This is a genomic window from Paracoccus sigandri (genome assembly GCF_003709565.1).
GTDB lineage: Bacteria > Pseudomonadota > Alphaproteobacteria > Rhodobacterales > Rhodobacteraceae > Paracoccus > Paracoccus siganidrum.
Window position 1 is genome coordinate 45,592 of sequence record NZ_QNRC01000003.1, and the last position, 16,934, is coordinate 62,525.

15 protein-coding genes are annotated in these 16,934 nt (G+C 69.7%); all 15 read left to right on the plus strand.

Annotated features, from left to right (window positions below):
• The first annotated feature begins 95 nt into the window (after positions 1 to 95).
• The 15 genes from C9E82_RS03085 (at position 96) to C9E82_RS03155 (ending at position 16,929) form a co-directional block, all read left to right on the plus strand.
• Positions 96 to 896 (plus strand): shikimate dehydrogenase family protein, encoded by an 801-nt coding sequence (locus C9E82_RS03085; RefSeq protein WP_122449195.1) that lies wholly within the window; start codon positions 96 to 98, stop codon positions 894 to 896.
• A 28-nt stretch (positions 897 to 924) separates the two neighbouring features.
• A complete protein-coding gene (locus tag C9E82_RS03090; protein ID WP_119898032.1) occupies positions 925 to 1,923 on the plus strand; it encodes a Bug family tripartite tricarboxylate transporter substrate binding protein in 999 nt (332 codons plus the stop codon).
• A gap of 33 nt (positions 1,924 to 1,956) precedes the next feature.
• Complete coding sequence (locus C9E82_RS03095; RefSeq protein WP_119898033.1) at positions 1,957 to 3,681, plus strand: FAD-dependent oxidoreductase; 1,725 nt, start codon at positions 1,957 to 1,959, stop codon at positions 3,679 to 3,681.
• The gene (locus C9E82_RS03100; protein WP_119898034.1) at positions 3,678 to 4,292 is read left to right on the plus strand and encodes an NIPSNAP family protein; all 615 of its coding nucleotides are present in this window, start codon (positions 3,678 to 3,680) and stop codon (positions 4,290 to 4,292) included. The genes C9E82_RS03095 and C9E82_RS03100 overlap by 4 nt, the downstream gene beginning before the upstream one ends.
• 24 nt (positions 4,293 to 4,316) lie before the next feature.
• Positions 4,317 to 5,168 carry a sugar phosphate isomerase/epimerase family protein gene (locus C9E82_RS03105; protein ID WP_119898069.1) on the plus strand — a complete coding sequence of 284 codons (852 nt, stop codon included), beginning with the start codon at positions 4,317 to 4,319 and terminating at the stop codon, positions 5,166 to 5,168.
• Entirely contained in the window at positions 5,165 to 5,989 is an 825-nt protein-coding gene (locus C9E82_RS03110; RefSeq protein ID WP_119898035.1) for a universal stress protein, read from the plus strand. Before C9E82_RS03105 ends, C9E82_RS03110 begins: the two co-directional genes overlap by 4 nt.
• 18 nt (positions 5,990 to 6,007) lie before the next feature.
• A complete protein-coding gene (locus C9E82_RS03115) occupies positions 6,008 to 7,726 on the plus strand; it encodes an FAD-binding protein (protein ID WP_119898036.1) in 1,719 nt (572 codons plus the stop codon).
• 189 nt (positions 7,727 to 7,915) lie between these two features.
• Complete coding sequence (locus C9E82_RS03120) at positions 7,916 to 8,908, plus strand: tripartite tricarboxylate transporter substrate binding protein (protein WP_119898037.1); 993 nt, start codon at positions 7,916 to 7,918, stop codon at positions 8,906 to 8,908.
• 64 nt (positions 8,909 to 8,972) lie between these two features.
• Positions 8,973 to 9,488, plus strand: coding sequence for a tripartite tricarboxylate transporter TctB family protein (locus tag C9E82_RS03125; protein ID WP_119898038.1), 516 nt, complete (start codon positions 8,973 to 8,975; stop codon positions 9,486 to 9,488).
• The gene (locus tag C9E82_RS03130; protein WP_119898039.1) at positions 9,488 to 10,990 is read left to right on the plus strand and encodes a tripartite tricarboxylate transporter permease; all 1,503 of its coding nucleotides are present in this window, start codon (positions 9,488 to 9,490) and stop codon (positions 10,988 to 10,990) included. The genes C9E82_RS03125 and C9E82_RS03130 overlap by 1 nt, the downstream gene beginning before the upstream one ends.
• Positions 10,991 to 11,017: 27 nt before the next feature.
• Positions 11,018 to 11,866 carry a shikimate dehydrogenase family protein gene (locus C9E82_RS03135; protein WP_119898070.1) on the plus strand — a complete coding sequence of 283 codons (849 nt, stop codon included), beginning with the start codon at positions 11,018 to 11,020 and terminating at the stop codon, positions 11,864 to 11,866.
• A 93-nt stretch (positions 11,867 to 11,959) separates the two neighbouring features.
• Positions 11,960 to 13,816, plus strand: a complete 1,857-nt coding sequence (locus C9E82_RS03140) for a sensor histidine kinase (protein WP_119898040.1) — start codon at positions 11,960 to 11,962, stop codon at positions 13,814 to 13,816.
• Complete coding sequence (locus C9E82_RS03145) at positions 13,813 to 15,165, plus strand: sigma-54-dependent transcriptional regulator (RefSeq protein WP_119898041.1); 1,353 nt, start codon at positions 13,813 to 13,815, stop codon at positions 15,163 to 15,165. Before C9E82_RS03140 ends, C9E82_RS03145 begins: the two co-directional genes overlap by 4 nt.
• A 260-nt stretch (positions 15,166 to 15,425) precedes the next feature.
• On the plus strand, positions 15,426 to 16,394 hold the full coding sequence (locus tag C9E82_RS03150; RefSeq protein WP_119898042.1) for a tripartite tricarboxylate transporter substrate-binding protein: 969 nt from the start codon (positions 15,426 to 15,428) through the stop codon (positions 16,392 to 16,394).
• 85 nt (positions 16,395 to 16,479) lie between these two features.
• On the plus strand, positions 16,480 to 16,929 hold the full coding sequence (locus tag C9E82_RS03155) for a tripartite tricarboxylate transporter TctB family protein (RefSeq protein ID WP_119898043.1): 450 nt from the start codon (positions 16,480 to 16,482) through the stop codon (positions 16,927 to 16,929).
• Positions 16,930 to 16,934 lie beyond the last annotated feature (5 nt).

A 16,934-nucleotide genomic window follows, 5' to 3' on the forward strand; every position in this document is an offset into this window, starting at 1 on the left:
GAAGCTGCTCGCCTTAAAATTGGAACATAATTCAACTATTGACTGTTATTTGATTTCTGGCAAGTTCCCACCGGAACAGGAGGAGATTCTGCCCGATGCGACTGGACGGAGAAACGCGGCTCATCCCGATTCTGGGCGACCCGATCGCGCAGGTGAAATCGCCCGCCCTGCTGGGCCGTCGGCTGGCCGAGGCCGGGCTGAACGCCATCGTGCCGCCGGCCCATGTCCGCCCCGGCGATTTCGCCGCGGTCGTCGACGGCCTGAAGCGGATTGGCAATCTGGACGGTTTCATCGTCACCATCCCGCACAAGTTCGCGGCCGCGGCGATCTGCGACCGGCTGAGCGATCGCGCGGATTTCCTGGGCGCGGCCAATGTCCTGCGCCGGCAGGCGGATGGCGCCTGGCTGGGCGATCACTGCGACGGCCAGGGCTATGTCGCGGGCATCCGGGCCGAGGGCGGGCGGATCGAGGGCCGCTCGGTCCTGCTGGTCGGCGCGGGCGGGGCGGGATCGGCCATCGCCTATGAATTCCTGGACCAGGGGGCGGGTTCGATCGCCATCCATGACGCGGATGCCGCGCGCCGCGACGATCTGGTCCAGCGGCTGACGGCGCGCTTTCCCGGCCGCGCGCAGGCCGGCGGCCCGGACCCGGCCGGCCATGACATCATCGCCAATGCCACGCCCCTGGGGATGGGTCCCGACGATCCCTTCCCCGTCGATCCAAGGGCCCTGCATCCCGGCCAGTTCGTCACCGATTGCGTCACCCGGCCCGAGGTGACGCCGCTGATCGCCCGTGCGCGGGCCGCCGGCTGCGCCACGATGACCGGGCTTGGCATGTTCGACGGCGTGGCGGCGCGCATGGTGGCGTTCTTCACCCGCCAAGCCGGCGCCGCCTGACCATTACCAACAAGGAGGAGGAACCCAGATGATCCGCAAGCTGATGCTTGGCGCCGCGACGGCGCTGGCCTTCACATCGACCGCACCGCTGGCGCAGGACTATCCCGACCGCGACCTGACCGGCATCATCCAGTGGGGCGTCGGCGGCGCGACTGACACGGTCAGCCGGGCGCTGAAACCCGTCGCGGATCAGATGCTCGGCCGCAGCATCGTGATGAACAACCGCAGCGGCGGCAGCGGCGTGATCGGGATGCGCTTCGCCCAGGCGCAGCGCGCCGATGGCTATACGCTGCTGTTCGGCGCCGAGAACCCGCAGCTCTACAAGGTGCTGGGGCTGGCGGATTCCGACTATGGCGATTTCTATCCGGTCAATATCCCGGCGCGCGGCGTGGTGGTGATCGCGGTGCCGGCGGACTCGCCCTATCAGGGCCTGCAGGACCTTCTGGACGCCGCCCAGGCCCAGCCCGGCAAGCTGCGCATGGGCACCATGGGGCCGGGCAGCCTGTCCCATGTGGTCGAGACGATGATCAGCGCCGAGACCGACTTCCAGGTGAACGCGGTGCCCTTCGACGGCGAGGGTCCCGGCTTCACCGCCATGCTGGGCGGCGCGGTGGACTTCATCCCGACCAGCCTGTCGGTCGCCAAGCCGATGATCGACGCGGGCCGCGCCCGCGCGCTGGCAGTGATCGAATCCGAGCCGCTGGACCAGCTGCCCGGCGTGCCCCCGGTTACGGAAACCCTGCCCGAGCTGGCGCGCTTCCTGCCCTGGGGGCCGTTCTACGGGGTCTTCGTCGCCAGGGACGCCCCCGACGAGGCCCGCGAAAAGCTGGTCGCGGCCTTTGCCGCCGCCGCCGAAAGCGAGGATTTCCGCAAGCTGGTCGAGAATCGCGGCAACCTGATGATGAACATCTCGGGCGCGGAAGCCGATGCCTTCCTGCGGAACTGGCAATCGGTGTCCAGCTGGCTCTTGCATGACGCGGGCGTCACCAAGAACTCGCCCGAGGATTTCGGCATCCCCCGTCCCTGACCCGATCGCCGTCCCCAGCCACAGGCCCCTGTCATGAACGCAGCAGCACCCCTTGATGAAACCGTCGACGTGATCGTGGTCGGCTCCGGCGCCTCGGGGCTGGCGGCGGCGGTGACGGCGGCGCATCACGGGCTGTCGGTCCTGGTGCTGGAAAAGCACGCCCGTTTCGGCGGCACCAGCGCCTGGTCGGGCGGCTGGCTGTGGATCCCGCTGAACCCGCTGGCGCGCGAGGCCGGGATCCGCGAGCCCGCCGACAGGATCCGCACCTATCTGCGCGTCGCGCTTGGCAATGGCTACGACGCCCCGCGGATCGAGGCCTTCCTGACGGCGGGGCCGGAAATGGTCGGCTTCCTGCGCGATCTGGGCATGGCGTGGCGCGACGGCAATGCCATTCCCGACATGCTGGGCCATCTGCCCGGCGCGGGGACCGGCGGGCGCTCGGTCACGGTGGCGCCCTTCGACGGGCGGCGTCTGGGCCGCGACCTGCACCGGCTGCGCCATCCCAAGGCCGAGACCGCGTTCATCGGCATGGGCATCGCCTCGGGGCAGGATCTGGGCCATTTCCTGCAGGCCGCGCGCTCGGCCCGGTCCTTCGTCCATGTGGCCCGCCGCGTCCTGCGCCACCTGTGGGACCTTGCGCGGCACGGGCGCGGGACGCATCTGGTCAACGGCAACGCGCTGATCGCCCGGCTGGCCGAGATCGCCTTCGCCAAGGGGGTTCATATCCGCACGCTGGCCCCGGTCGCGGCGCTGCTGGCGAAGGGCGGGCGCGTCGGCGGCGTGGTGACGGGCGACGGGCGGCGCATCCATGCCCGGCGCGGCGTGGTGCTGGCGGCGGGCGGCTATCCCGCCGATCCCGCGCGGCGCAGGGCCAGCTTCCCGCATTGCCCCACGGGGCGGGAACACTGGACCGCCGCGACCCCGCAGAATACCGGCGACGGCATCGGCCTTGGCGAGACCGCCGGCGGCCATGTCGCGAACGGGCTGGCCCATCCGGCCAGCTGGGCGCCCGTCTCGCTGGTGCCCCGCCGCGACGGCCCTCCAGGCCATTTCCCGCATCTGATCGAGCGGGCGAAGCCCGGCCTGATCGCCGTGACCGCCGACGGGCGCCGCTTCGCCAACGAGGCCGACGGCTATCACCAGTTCATCGGCAGCCTGCTGGAGGTGACGCCCGCGGGGCAGCGGCCGGTCTGCTGGCTGATCGCCGATCACCGCTTCGTCCGCCGCTACGGGCTGGGCCATGCCAAGCCCGCACCGGTGCCGCTGCGCGCGTCGCTGCGGTCGGGCTATCTGAAGCGCGGCAGGACCTTGCGCGAGCTGGCACGGACCTGCGGCATCAACCCCGAGGGGCTCAAGGCGACGGTCGCGGCCTGGAACGACCATGCCCGCCATGGCCGCGACCCGGAATTCGGCCGGGGCGAGACGCCCTATAACCGTGCCGGCGGCGATCCCGCGCAGCGCCCCAATCCCTGCGTCGCGCCGATCGGCAGTGGCCCCTTCTACGCGGTCGAGGTCGTGCCGGGCAGCCTGGGCACCTTCGCCGGACTTGCCGTGGATGCCCGCGCCCGCGTGCTGGACCGCGCGGGGGCGCCAATCGCGGGGCTCTATGCGGTGGGCACCGACGCGGCCAGCCTCATGGGCGGCACCTATCCCGCCGGCGGGATCAACCTGGGCCCCGGCATGACATTCGGCTTCATCGCCGGCCGCGACCTGGCCGGCCTGCCTGCAAGAACCCCTGAACAGGAGACCCTGCCGTGAAATATTACGAACTTGCCACGCTGTTTCTGCCGATGGGCAGCGCACCCCGCGCGCTGGAGGGCGTGCCCGCCTTCGCCGCCGAGGGCCGGGGCCGGCTGCTGGGCATGTGGATGGTCGATATCGGCCGGCTGAACCGGATGCTGGTCTTGCGCGGCTTCGACGATGCCGAAAGCCTGCTGGCCGAGCGCCGGCGCACCCATGAAAGCACCAGCCCCTTCGGCTGCGGCGAGGTTCTGGCCGACCTGTCGCTGGACAGTTACGAGCCCTTTCCCTTCATGAAACCCGTCCGGCCCGGCCGGTATGGCGGGGTCTACGAATTCCGCACCTATCCGTTCCGCATTGGTGGCGGCTATCCGCAGACGGTGGCGAAATGGCAGGAGGCGCTGCCGGCGCGCGGGGATTTCTCGGACTGCCTGATCGCGATGCGGGCGCTGGACGGCTCGCCGCGCTTCGTCAATATCTGGCCCTATGCCGACATTGCCGCCCGCGGCAAGGCGCGCGCCGATGCGGTCGCGGCGGGCGTCTGGCCGCCGAAGGGCGGCCCCGACTGGCTGAAATCCGAGATGGAATCGCTGATCGCCATTCCCGCCGCCGGCTCGCCCCTAGCCTGACACTGCCCGATGAAGGAGACCGACATGCCGCATCCCCTGTCACTGGCCTTCCTGACGCTTCCCGGCATCCCGCCCGCGCGGATGATCGAGGCGGCCGCCGGGGCGGGTTTCGCGGCGGTCGGCCTGCGCCTGCTGCCCGCCGCCCTGTCGGGCGAGGGTCCCTACCCGCTGCTGACCGACGACCGGGTGCTGGCCGACACGCTTGCCGCGCTGCGCGATACTGGGCTGGGCGTGGCCGATGTCGAGATCATCCGCCTGAACGCCGGTTTCGACCCCGAATCCTGCCTGCCCTTCCTGGAACGCGCCGCCCGCCTCCAGGCCCGCCACGTGCTGGTCGCGGGCGACGACCGCGACCTGTCGCGGCTGACCGGCAGCTATGCCCGCTTCTGCGAGGCGGCGGCGGGCTTCGGGCTCAGCGGCGACCTGGAATTCATGCCCTGGACGGCGGTGCCCGACCTGGCCACCGCCCGGCGCATCGTCGAGGCGGCCGCCCAGCCCAACGGCGCGATCCTGATCGACGCGCTGCATTTCGACCGCGCCCCCACCACGCTGGAGGAGATCCGCGCCCTGCCCGCCGGGCTGATCAACTATGTGCAGTTCTGCGACGGCCCCCGCCCCTATGATCCCGGCGACGAGGGGCTGATCGCGGTGGCGCGCGGCGGGCGGCTGATGCCCGGCGAGGGCGCGATCGACCTGACCGGCCTTGCCCGCGCCATTCCCGAAGGCTGCATGATCTCGGTCGAGGTCGCGGACCTGACCAACCGGCTTTCGCCACTTGACACGGCTCAACGCGCCGCCCGGACGACCCGCGCTATCCTGGACGCGGCCGCGCGGATCCCTGCCGGCCCGAATCAGCAAGAGGAGGAAGGAAGATGACGTTCAAGTCGATCCTGGCAGCCTATTCCGGCGAGGCGGACGGCCGCGCCAGCCTCGAGATGGCGCTGACCCTGCAACGCCACTGGCCGCTGCATGTGACCGGCCTGGCCTGGCACGGGCTGAACACGCTGCAGCGCAACTGGCGCGGGGTCCTGCCGCGCGACATCGAGGAGATCCTGGCCGAACGCGATGCCGACACCGTGGCCGAGATCCGCGAGCGGTTCGACGCCGTGATGGCCGAGCGCGGCGATCCGGCCCGCGCCGATTTCCTGACGGTCGCGGGCGACAGCAGCCTTTCGCTGGCGGAAACCGCGCGCGGCTTCGACCTGGTGATCATGGGCCGGCATTCCGAGGAACCCGACCGCTCGCATTTCTCGGCGCGGCCCGACGTGGTCGCCTTGCGCGCCGGCCGGCCGGTGATCGTGACGCCGCCGCGCCACGCGGCGGGCGAGCTGCCGCAGCGGGTGCTGATCGGCTGGGACGGCAAGCGCAATGCCGCGCGGGCGGTCGTGGACGCGATGCCCTTCCTGACCGCCGCGGCCGAGGTGCTGCTGGTCAGCATCGGCAAGCCCCCGCCCGAGCGCGAGGGCGCGACGATCCTGAACCTGATGCAGCGCCACGGGGTCAATGCGCGCCCCGAGATCCTGCCCGAGAAGCGCGGCGGCGCCGGCCGCGCGCTGCTGGACGCCGCGCAGGATTTCGGCGCCGGGCTGCTGGTCATCGGCGCCTACGAGCACAGCAAGTTCCACGAGGACCTGCTGGGCGGCGTCACCAACCTGATGCTGGCCGAGGCGCCGCTGCCGGTTCTCATGTCGCATTGACGGAAGGACGATCCCCGCATGACGCAGACCAATGACGACACCCTGCCCGAAACCGTCGACCTTCTGGTCTGCGGCGCGGGCGCCGGGGGCATGACCACGGCGCTTGTCGCCGCGCTGGAGGGCCTGTCGGTCGTCATCTGCGAAAAGACCGCCCAGGTCGGGGGAATCACCGCGACCTCGGGCGGGACCACCTGGGTGCCGGGCAATTCGCTTGGCGCCTCGGTCGGCGCGCCCGACGACGCCCGCGACGCGGCGGCCTTCCTGCGCCATGTCGTCGGCGACCGCGGAGGCGAGGATCTGCGGCTGGCCTTCCTGGCCTCGGGCCGGGCGGCCATCGACGAGTTGCAATCGCGGACCGAGGTGCAATTCGCGGCGTCACCCGCCCATCCCGACTATCTGGACGGGCCGGGCAGCGCCCATGGCGGGCGGGCCATCGGCCCCCTGCCCTTCGACGGCCGCAGGCTGGGCGCGGATTTCCGCCGCATCCGCCCGCCCCGGCCCGAATTCATGGGGCTGGGCGGGATGATGGTCGGCCGGACCGAGATCGACGCGCTGCTGCACCCTTTCGCCTCGCTGGCGAATTTCCGGCTGGGGACCGGCATCGTGCTGAACTATCTGAAGGACCGGCTGCGCCACCCGCGCGGCACGCGGCTGCTGATGGGCAATGCGCTGGTCGCCCGCCTGCTGTTCAGCCTGCGCCGGCGGAATGTGCCGCTGCTGTTCGACACCGCCCTGGCCGACCTGCTGGTCCAGGATGGCCGCGTCACCGGCGCCCGGCTGCGCACCCCGCAGGGCGAACGCACCATCCGCGCCCGGCGCGGCGTGGTGCTGGCCACCGGCGGGATCGGCTGGAACCGGGCGCTGCGCCAGCGGCTGTTTCCCGAACCCGCGCGCGATCTGTCGCTGGCGCCCAGCACGAACAGCGGCGACGGCGCCGAGGCCGCGATGCGCATCGGCGCGCGGCTGGACGATGGCGGCGACAGCCCGGCGCTGTGGATGCCCTGTTCCAGCTATCGCCGCGCCGACGGCCATCTGGCGGTCTGGCCGCATATCCTGCTGGACCGGGCGAAACCGGGGCTGCTGGCGGTGAATGCCGCGGGGCGGCGCTTCGTGAACGAAAGCGACAGCTATCACGATTTCAGCATGGGGCAGATCCGGGCGCAGGCGCCCTCGGTCCCGGCCTGGCTGATCTGCGACGCGGGGTTCATCCGCCGCTATGGGCTGGGGCTGGTCCTGCCGGGCGGGCGCGGGCTGAGGCGGCTGCTGAAGGCGGGATACCTGGTGCAGGCCCCCGACCTTGCCGCGCTGGCCGGAAGGATCGGCGTCGACGCGGCGGCGCTGCAGGGGACGGTGCGGGACTACAACCGCTTTGCCGCGTCGGGGCAGGATGCGGAATTCGGGCGCGGCGGCAGCGCGATGAACCGCTTCAACGGCGACAAGGACGCGGGCGGCGCCAATCCCTGCCTGGGCCCGGTCGGCGACGCGCCCTTCTACGCGCTGGCCGTCCGGCCGGCCGACCTTGCCGCCAGCGCCGGGCTGGCGGGCGATATTCACGGCCGGGTCCTGGACCATGCCGGCCAGCCCATCGAGGGCCTCTATGCGGTGGGCAACGACTTGGCCTCGATCTTCCGCGGCACCTATCCGGGGCCCGGCACCACCATCGGCCCGGCGCTGGTCTTCGGCTGGCGCATCGCCCGCCATGCCGCGGGGCTGCCGACGCCCGACCGGCCGGGATGAACGCCCGCCGGCTTTCGGGCGTCCGGCCTTGAATCACCAGCAGGATTCGGCACGCATACCGATCAGGATTAACTTCATGTTAATTGCAGAGACAAACATATCTTTGACGTTAAGCCGTCCGTCATTAATCTGGCAACTCGGAGGAGCCGATGCCATGGCGGGCATCGACCGGAACTCATGGGAGGCACTATGAAAGCCACGTTCATCGCGGTCGTCAGCGCGGTCGTTGTCAGCGCCGGCGCCGCAGTCGCGGAATTCCCCGAGCGCGACCTGCAGGGGATCATCCAATGGGGCGCAGGCGGTTCGACCGATGTGGTGATGCGGGCGGTCACGCCCCATGCCGAGGAGATCCTGGGCCGCAGCGTCGTCATGACCAACCGCACCGGCGGCGCCGGCGCGATCGCGACCCGCTTCGTCGCCAGCCAGAGGGCCGACGGCTATACCCTGCTGATGGGCGCCGAGAACCCGCAGACCTACAAGGTCATGGGCCTGGGCGACATGGATTACAGCGACTTCACCCCGATCACGATCCTGGCGCGCGGGGTGCCGGTGATCGTCGCCAACACCGACGCGCCCTTCGACGATTTCGCCGGCATGATCGAATATGTGCAGGCCAATCCGGGCCAGATCCGGGTCGGCTCGACCGGGCCGGGCGGCGTGCCCTCGGTGGTGACAGCGATGCTGGAAAGCGCGGTCGAGCTGCCGATGACCGCGGTTCCCTATGACGGCGACGGCCCGGCGCAGACCGCGCTGATGGGCGGCGCCGTGCAGGTCCTGCCCGCCGTGATGGGCGCCGCGATCGAGAACATCCGCGCCGGCCGCGTGAAGCCCATCGTGCTGATCGACAACCAGCGCAACGACCTGCTGCCCGACGTCCCGGCCGTCACCGAGACCCATCCCGAGCTGGAGAAATTCCTGCCCTGGGGCCCGTTCTTCGGCATCTTCGTCGCCAAGGACACCCCCGAGGAGGCGGTGGCGAAACTGCGCGAGGCCTTCGGCACCTCGGCCGAGCAGGAGGGCTTCCGCCAGCTGATGGACGACCGCGGCTTCGTGCACATGAACATCACCGGCGAGGAGGCCGAGGACTTCCTGACCCGGTTCCAGTCGGTCACGTCCTGGCTGGTCTATGACGCCGGGGTCGCGAAGAACTCGCCCGAGGATTTCGGGATCGCGCGCCCCTGAAACCGGACGGCCCGGCCAGACCGGCCGGGCCTTCGTCACCGACCTGTGGGAGGAGGCCTTCAGAATGCATACGACACGGTCCAAACGGCCGGGCGAGGATATCTTCGGCCTCGCCACGCTGGCGGTCAGCATCGTGCTGCTGTGGCAATCATATGAAATTTCCGGCTTCTCGGCGCTCAGCTCGCCCGGTTCCTTTCCGATGGCCTGTTCGGCCGTGATGGTGCTGGGATCGCTGCTGGTGGTGCGCGACAATGTGCGCCGCAACCGGCAGGCGACGACGACCGGCGACCGGATGCCGATCATCACCCTGACCGGGGTGATCTTCATGGCGCTGATCCTGGCCTATGCCCTGCTGCTGGAGCCGCTCGGCTTCCTTCTGTCCTCGTTCCTGTTCCTGATGGCGGGCATGATGCTGCTCTATCGCGGCGGGGTCGTGAAGACGCTCGGCATCGTGCTGCTGGCGCTGGCGATCATCTATGTGGTGTTCCGGCTGATCTTCCAGGTGATCCTGCCCGAGGGGGTCATCCCCGAACGCCAGATCATGGCGGCGCTCGGCAACCTGTTCGGAGGGGCGCGCTGATGGAGGCGTTGCAGTATTTCCTGATCTCCTGGCTGGATCCCTGGCTGGTCTTCCTGCTGGCCGCGGGCACCTTCGCGGGCATCTATATCGGCGCGATCCCCGGCCTGTCGGTCACGATGGCGGTGTCGATCCTGATCTCCTTCACCTTTTCCTGGCAGGTCAACGACGCGCTCTGCCTGATGATCGGCATCTTCGTCGGCGGTGTCTACGGAGGCGCGCGAACCGCGATCCTTCTGAACATCCCCGGCGGGCCATCCTCGATCGCCACGGCGCTGGACGGCTATCCGCTGGCGCAGCGAGGCGAGGCGGGCGAGGCGATCGGCCTCTCGACCGTCATGTCGGTGGTCGGCGGCTTCGTGGGCATCCTGGCGCTGGCCCTGGCGGCGCCCTCGATCTCGGATTTCGCGCTTGGCTTCCAGCCCCGCGACTTCATGCTGCTGGCGATCCTGGGCATCCTGCTGGTCGGCTCGCTGGCCGGGGAAAGCCTGGCCAAGGGCGTCGTCGCCGGCGCCTTCGGGATGCTGATCGGCACCGTCGGGCTCGACCCGCTGACCGCCGAGGAACGCTTCACCTTCGGCATGGTCCAGCTGTGGAGCGGGATCTCCTTCATCGCCGTCATGATCGGCATGTTCGGCGTGTCCGAGGTGCTGTTCCAGCTGCGCCACATGGACAAGGTCGCGGTCAAGCAGGACCTGTCGCGGATCGTGCCGCGCTGGTCCTCGGTCCGCAAGATGCTGCCGCTGTCGCTGCAGACCTCGACCATCGGCGTGGGCGTGGGCGCGCTGCCCGGCGTCGGCGGCGACATCGCGGCGCTGATGGCCTACGACTATGCCAAGCGCACCACCCGCAACCCCGAGGTCCCCTTCGGCCAGGGCGCCAAGGAAGGCCTGGTCGCGCCGGAGACCGCCAACAGCTCCGCCGTGGGCGCCAGCTTCATCCCGATGCTGACCCTGGGCATCCCCGGCGACGCGGTGACAGCGATCTTCATCGGCGCGCTGTTCATCCACGGGCTGAACCCCGGCCCGATGCTGATGATCGAGCAGCCGCACATGTTCTGGTTCATCGTCGGCGGTCTGGTGCTGGCCAATATCTTCCTGCTGATCTTCGGCCTGACCGGCATCAAGATCTTCACCCGCATCGTCGAGATCCCCAAGGGCATCCTGTTGCCGCTGATCCTGCTGCTGTCGGTGGTGGGGGCCTATGCGCTGAACAACTCGGTCACGGATGTCTACTGGATGCTGGGCTTCGGCGTGCTGGGCTTCTTCATGAAGGAATACGGCTATCAGGTCGGCCCGGTGATCCTGGGCGTGATCCTGTCGCGCCTGATCGACGAGAACTGGCGCCGCGCGATCATCTCCGAACAGGAAAGCCTGGGCAGCTTCTTCGCGAACATGCTGACCAGCCCGCTGTCGCTGGTGCTGTTTTTGACGGTGATCGTGATCCTGCTCAGCCAGACGCCGCTTCTCGGCCATGCCCGCCGCGCGCTCAGCCGCGCGAAATGAATGGAACCTGACCGCATGGAAACCGCAATGACGACCCCGACCGGCGCCGATGTCGTGCGCCTTGGCCTGATCGGCGACAATATCGCCGCCTCGCAATCGCCGCGCCTGCACGAACTGGCCGGGCGGCTGACCGGCATCGAGGTCGCCTATGAGCTTCTGATCCCGCATCAGCGGGGCCAGGATTTCCAGCAGGTGTTCGATGCCGCCCGCGCCGAGGGGCTGCGCGGGCTGAACATCACCTATCCCTACAAGGAGCGCGTGGTGCCGCTGGTCGAGATCCCCGATCCGCGCGTGGCGGCGCTGGGGGCCTGCAACACGGTGCTGTTCACCGAAAAAGGGCCGCAGGGCCACAATACCGACTGGTCCGGCTTCGTGGCCGCCTATCGCCGGGTCATGGGCGATGCCGCGCCGGGGGTGGTCTGCATGGTGGGCGCGGGCGGCGTCGGTAAGGCCGTGGCCTTCGGGCTCCTGGCGCTCGGCATGACCGAGCTGCGCCTGGTCGAGCGCGACCTGCCCAAGGCCGAGGCGCTGGCCCAGGCCCTGCGCCGCGCCGATCCCGCGCTGAAGGTCAGCACCACCGCCGAGGTGGCGGCCGGTGCCGCCGGGACCTCGGGGCTGATCAACTGCACGCCGGTCGGCATGGTCGGCCACGAGGGCACGCCGGTCCCGGCGGATCTGATGGCGGGCGCGGCATGGGCCTTCGATGCCGTCTATACCCCGGTCGATACGCGCTTCCTCAAGGATGCCGAAGCCGCCGGGCTGCGGATCATCAGCGGATACGAGCTGTATTTCTATCAGGGCCTGCACGCCTATGAGCTGTTCCACGGCCGGCCGATCTCCGAAACGCTGCTGCGCGATGCGCTGATGGGCCTCTGACCGGCCGGCCGGGCGTTTGCACCGGCGCGCGGTCTTGCGCTATCCTGTCCGCGCGCGGGTGCGAACCGCGGCGTGGGGGGATGACGAAAACGGATGCAGCTTTCCTGGCGGCGAGATTCGATCGTGCCCGTCGGCCTGGCGGTGGCGGTGACGATCGCCACCGCCCTGCCCGCGACCCGCTACATGACCGGCCTGCAATTCGACCAGCTTGCGGGGCGGGCGGAAAACACCCTGGGCCTGGCGGTCAGCGCTTTGCGCGGCGAGCTGGCCCGATACGAGAACCTGCCGGCGCTGATCGCGCAGCATGACAGCATCCGCGCGCTGGTGCGCGACCCCGGCAACGGCCCACTGGCCGATCAGGTCAATCGCGAGCTGGAGGCGATCAACGCGCTGCTGGGCTCCTCGGTCATCTATGCGATGCTGCCCGACGGCACCACGGTCGCGGCCTCGAACCACGGCGCCCCGGACAGTTTCGTGGGCGGCAACTTCGCCTATCGCCCCTATTTCAGCGATGCGCTGGCGGGGGGCGAGGGGCGCTTCTTCGCGCTGGGGACGACCTCGCTGAAGCGCGGCTATTACTTCGGCGCGCCGATCCGCGAGGCGGGACGGATCACCGGCGTGCTGGTCTTCAAGGTCGACATCGACCCGATCGAGATGACCTGGAAGGGCGCCGATTACGGCATCGTCGTGACCGATCCCGAGGGCATCATCTTCATGTCCGACCGCGCCGAATGGACCTATGCGGCGATCGAGGCGCTGACCGAGGAACGGCTGGCCCGCACCGCCGAGACCCGCCGCTATGCCGAGACCGAATTGCGCGAACTGCCGGTGACGCGCGGGCAAGGCCCCGGCGGGCATCTGCTGATGACCGTGCCCGAGCCGCAGGGGCGGACCGAATACCTGGCCCTGACCGAGGCCATGCCCGAGATGGACTGGACGGTGAAGGTGCTGATGCAGACCCGCCCGGCGCGGATCCAGGCGCTGATCGCGGTCGCGGCGCTGCTGTCGCTGTTCTGGGTGGCGGTGCTGATCTGGCTGAGCCTGCAGCAGCGCCGGCGCCGCTTCGAGGAACGCCTGGCCGTCCAGCGCGAGGCGCAGGAGACGCTGGAGCGGCGGGTCGGCGAAAGGACCGCCGACCTGGCCGAGGTCAACCGCCGGCTGGAGGAAGAGGTGATCGAGCGCCGCGCGACCGAGCGCGAATTGCGCAAGACCCAGTCCGACCTGGTGCAGGCCGGCAAGCTGGCGGCGCTGGGGCAGATGTCGGCCGCGCTCAGCCATGAATTCAACCAGCCGCTGGGGGCGGTGCGGGCCTATGCCGAAAATGCCGGGATCCTGCTGGAGCGCGGCCGCATCGACGAGGCGCAGCAGAACCTTGCGGACATCAGCGCGCTGGTCGAGCGGATGGACGTGCTGGGCCGCCACCTGCGCAATTTCGCGCGGATGCCGAATACCGAGCTGCAGACCGTCGCGCTGGAACAGGTGATCCGCGACACAAGGCCGATCATCGCGCCCCGCCTGCGCGCCGCCGGGGTGGAGCTGGAAACCGAGATCGGCGACGGCGATCATGACGGGCCGCTTCTGGTGCGGGCCGGGCCGGTGCGGCTGCAGCAGGTGCTGGTCAACATCATCTCGAACGCCGCCGACGCGGTCGAGGGCCGGCCCGATCCGCGCATCCGCCTGACCGCCCGGCGCAGGGGCGACCGGGTGACGGTGGCGGTCCGCGACAACGGGCCGGGGGTGGCGCCGGGCATCGCCGCGCGGATCTTCGACCCGTTCTTCACCACCAAGGGCGTCGGCAAGGGGCTGGGGCTGGGGCTGTCGATCTCCTACAACATCGTCAAGGATTTCGGCGGCAGCCTGCACCTGTCCAGCCCCGATGGCGGCGGCGCCGAGATGCTGCTGGAACTGCCCGCCGCCACGGCACGCGACCTGCCCGAGGCCGCGGAATGACGCCGGGCGACATCCTGCTGGTCGATGACGACGACCAGATGCGCCGCGCCACCGCGCAGGCGCTGGAACTGGCCGAATTCCAGGTGCGCAGCCTCTCGGTCGCGGAACGCGCGCTGGATTTCGTCGGCTTCGGCTTTCCCGGCGTGCTGATCACCGACATCCGCATGCCCGGCATGGACGGCATGACGCTGATGACCCGCGTGCACGAGATCGATTCCGAAATCCCGGTGATCCTGATCACCGGCCATGGCGAGGTCGAGCTTGCCGTCCGGGCGATGCGCGAGGGCGCCTATGACTTCATCGAGAAGCCCTTCGCGCCCCGGCGGCTGGCCGACATCGCCCGGCGGGCCAGCGAAAGGCGGCGGCTGGTGCTGGAAAACCGGCTGCTGCGCGCGGCGGCCGGGCAGCGCGACGACCTGGAGCAGCGCCTGGTCGGGCGATCCGCCGCGATGATCGAGCTGCGCTCGCGCCTGCGCACGGTGGGGCCGACCAGCGCCGACGTGCTGCTGCTGGGCGAGACCGGCGTCGGCAAGGAGGTGACCGCCCGCGCGCTGCACGATTTCAGCCCGCGCGCCAGCCGCCCCTTCGTCGCGATCAACTGCGCCGCCCTGCCGGTCAGCCTGATCGAGAGCGAGCTGTTCGGCCACGAGCTGGGCGCCTTCCCCGGCGCAATGCGCGCGCGCTACGGCAAGTTCGAGCTGGCCCAGGGCGGCACCATCCTGCTGGACGAGATCGGCGCCATGCCGCTGGACGTGCAGGCCAAGCTGCTGCGCGTGATAGAGGAGCGCAAGATCACCCGGCTGGGCTCGAACGAGGAATACCAGCTGGACGTGCGCTTCATCGCCACCAGCAAGTCCGACCTGGCCGACCAGGTGGCCGCCGGGCGCTTCCGCGAGGATCTGTTCTATCGCCTGAACGTCGTCGCGCTGCGCGTCCCGCCGCTGTCCGAACGGCGCGAGGACGTGCCGCTGCTGTTTCTGAAACTGGTGCAGGAGGCCGCGGTGCGCCACCAGCGCGACCCGGTGCCGGTGCCCGACCACGTGATCGCCGCGATCGCCGCGCGCGACTGGCCCGGCAATGTGCGCGAATTGCGCAATGCCGCCGACCGCTACGGGCTGGGGCTGGGGCTGCAATTCGCCGACGGGCGGCCGGACGCGGACCTGCCCGCGCGGCTGTCGGATCGGATGGCCGCCTATGAAAAGCAGCTGATCTCGGACGCGCTGGCGCTGCATGGCGGCAGCCTGAAGCCGGTCTATGAATCGCTTGGCCTGTCGCGCAAGTCGCTTTACGAAAAGATGCAGAAACACGGCCTTAGCCGCCGCGCCTTCGCCGGTGAAGGCGAAGCCTGAACGGCTTTTGGGTGAAAATCGACACATCGCGGCCCGATGATGTTACCATATCCACCCATTCGGGGCCGATGACGGCCATTTTCTTGCCGCGCGGGCCGATGCGTGCTTGCGCGGCGGGCCGCCGCACCGCCTGATGGGCTGTCTGAACGCATCTGGGGAGGAGGTGCGGCGGCTGTCATGCGGGTCTTCAGGGTCGCGGTCGTCTGCCTGTCTCTCTGCCGCGCAAGCGCCCATGGCGCATCCAACAGGAGGAGAGAAGCATGAAGAAGACCACCATCCTTGCCGCCGCGCTGGCCGCTTTCGCGGGCATGGCCTCGGCGCAGGACTATCCCACCCAGCCGATCAACATCGTCGTCCCCTTCGCGGCGGGCGGCCCCACCGATACCGTGACCCGCCTGGTTGCCCAGGCCATGAGCCGCGACCTGGGCCAGCAGGTGGTGGTCGAGAATGTCGGCGGCGCCGGCGGCACGCTTGGCGCCGCGCGCGTGGCGCAGGCCCAGGCCGACGGCTATACGCTGCTGCTGCATCACATCGGCATGTCCACCGCGCCGACGCTGTATCGCCAGCTGCCCTTTGACGTGCTGAACGATTTTTCCTATATCGGGCTGGTGACCGAGGTGCCGATGGTCTTCGTCGGCCGTCCCGACCTGGAGCTGAACACCCTGGAAGAGGTCATCGACTGGGTCCGCGAGGAAGGCGAGAACGTGATGTATGCCAATGCCGGCATCGGGGCGGCCTCGCATCTGTGCGGGCTGCTGTTCATGAACGCGGTCGACCAGCAGATGACCACCATCCCCTATCAGGGCACCGCGCCGGCCGTGACCGACCTGATGGGCGGGCAGGTCGATTTCCTCTGCGACCAGACCACCAATACCACGAACCAGATCCGCGACGGCTCGATCAAGCCCTTCGCCGTGACCGTGCCCGAGCGGCTGGACAGCCTGCCCGACGTGCCGACCACCGCCGAAGCCGGGCTGGGCGATTTCGAGATCACCATCTGGCACGGGCTCTATGCGCCGGCGGGTACCCCCGACGACGTGGTGGCCAAGCTGAGCGCGGCGCTGCAGACCGCGCTGCAGGATGAAACCGTGATCGAGCGTTTCGCCGACCTGGGCACCGCGCCCTCGCCGCAGGACGACGCCACCCCCGAGGCGCTGCGCGCCAAGCTGGAAGCCGAGATCGAACTGTGGCGCCCGCTGATCGAGGACGCCGGCGTCTACGCCAACTGAGCCCGGACCGGCCGGCCGGGCGATCCGGCCGGCCGCCCTCGTTTGGCCGCCCCCGGCGCGGGGGCCCTGCACGGAGAAGATGACAATGCTGTCTCGGGACTACAGGGATATCTTCGGGGGCCTGCTGATGGTCGCCTTCGGGGTCTGGGTGGCGTGGTATTCGGCCGCGCATTACGACTTGGGCACCTTCCGCCGCATGGCGCCGGGGATGTTCCCGATGATGCTGGGCATCATCCTGGCGGGGTTCGGCCTGGCGATCGCCATCCCGGCCTTCTTCCGCACCGGGCCGAAGCCCTATATCCGCATCTGGACGCCGCTGTTCGTGCTGCTGGGCGTGGGCGCCTTCGCGATCCTGGTGCGGCCCTTCGGGCTGATCCCGGCGATCCTGGGCGTCACCATCATCTCGTCGCTGGCCGAGCTGAAGTTCCGCCCCGTCAGCCTGGCCATCCTGTGTGCCGTGCTGTGCCTGATCGCCTGGCTGACCTTCCGCGTCGGGCTGGGCCTGCCCATGCCGATGTTCCGCTGGCCGTATTGAGGGGC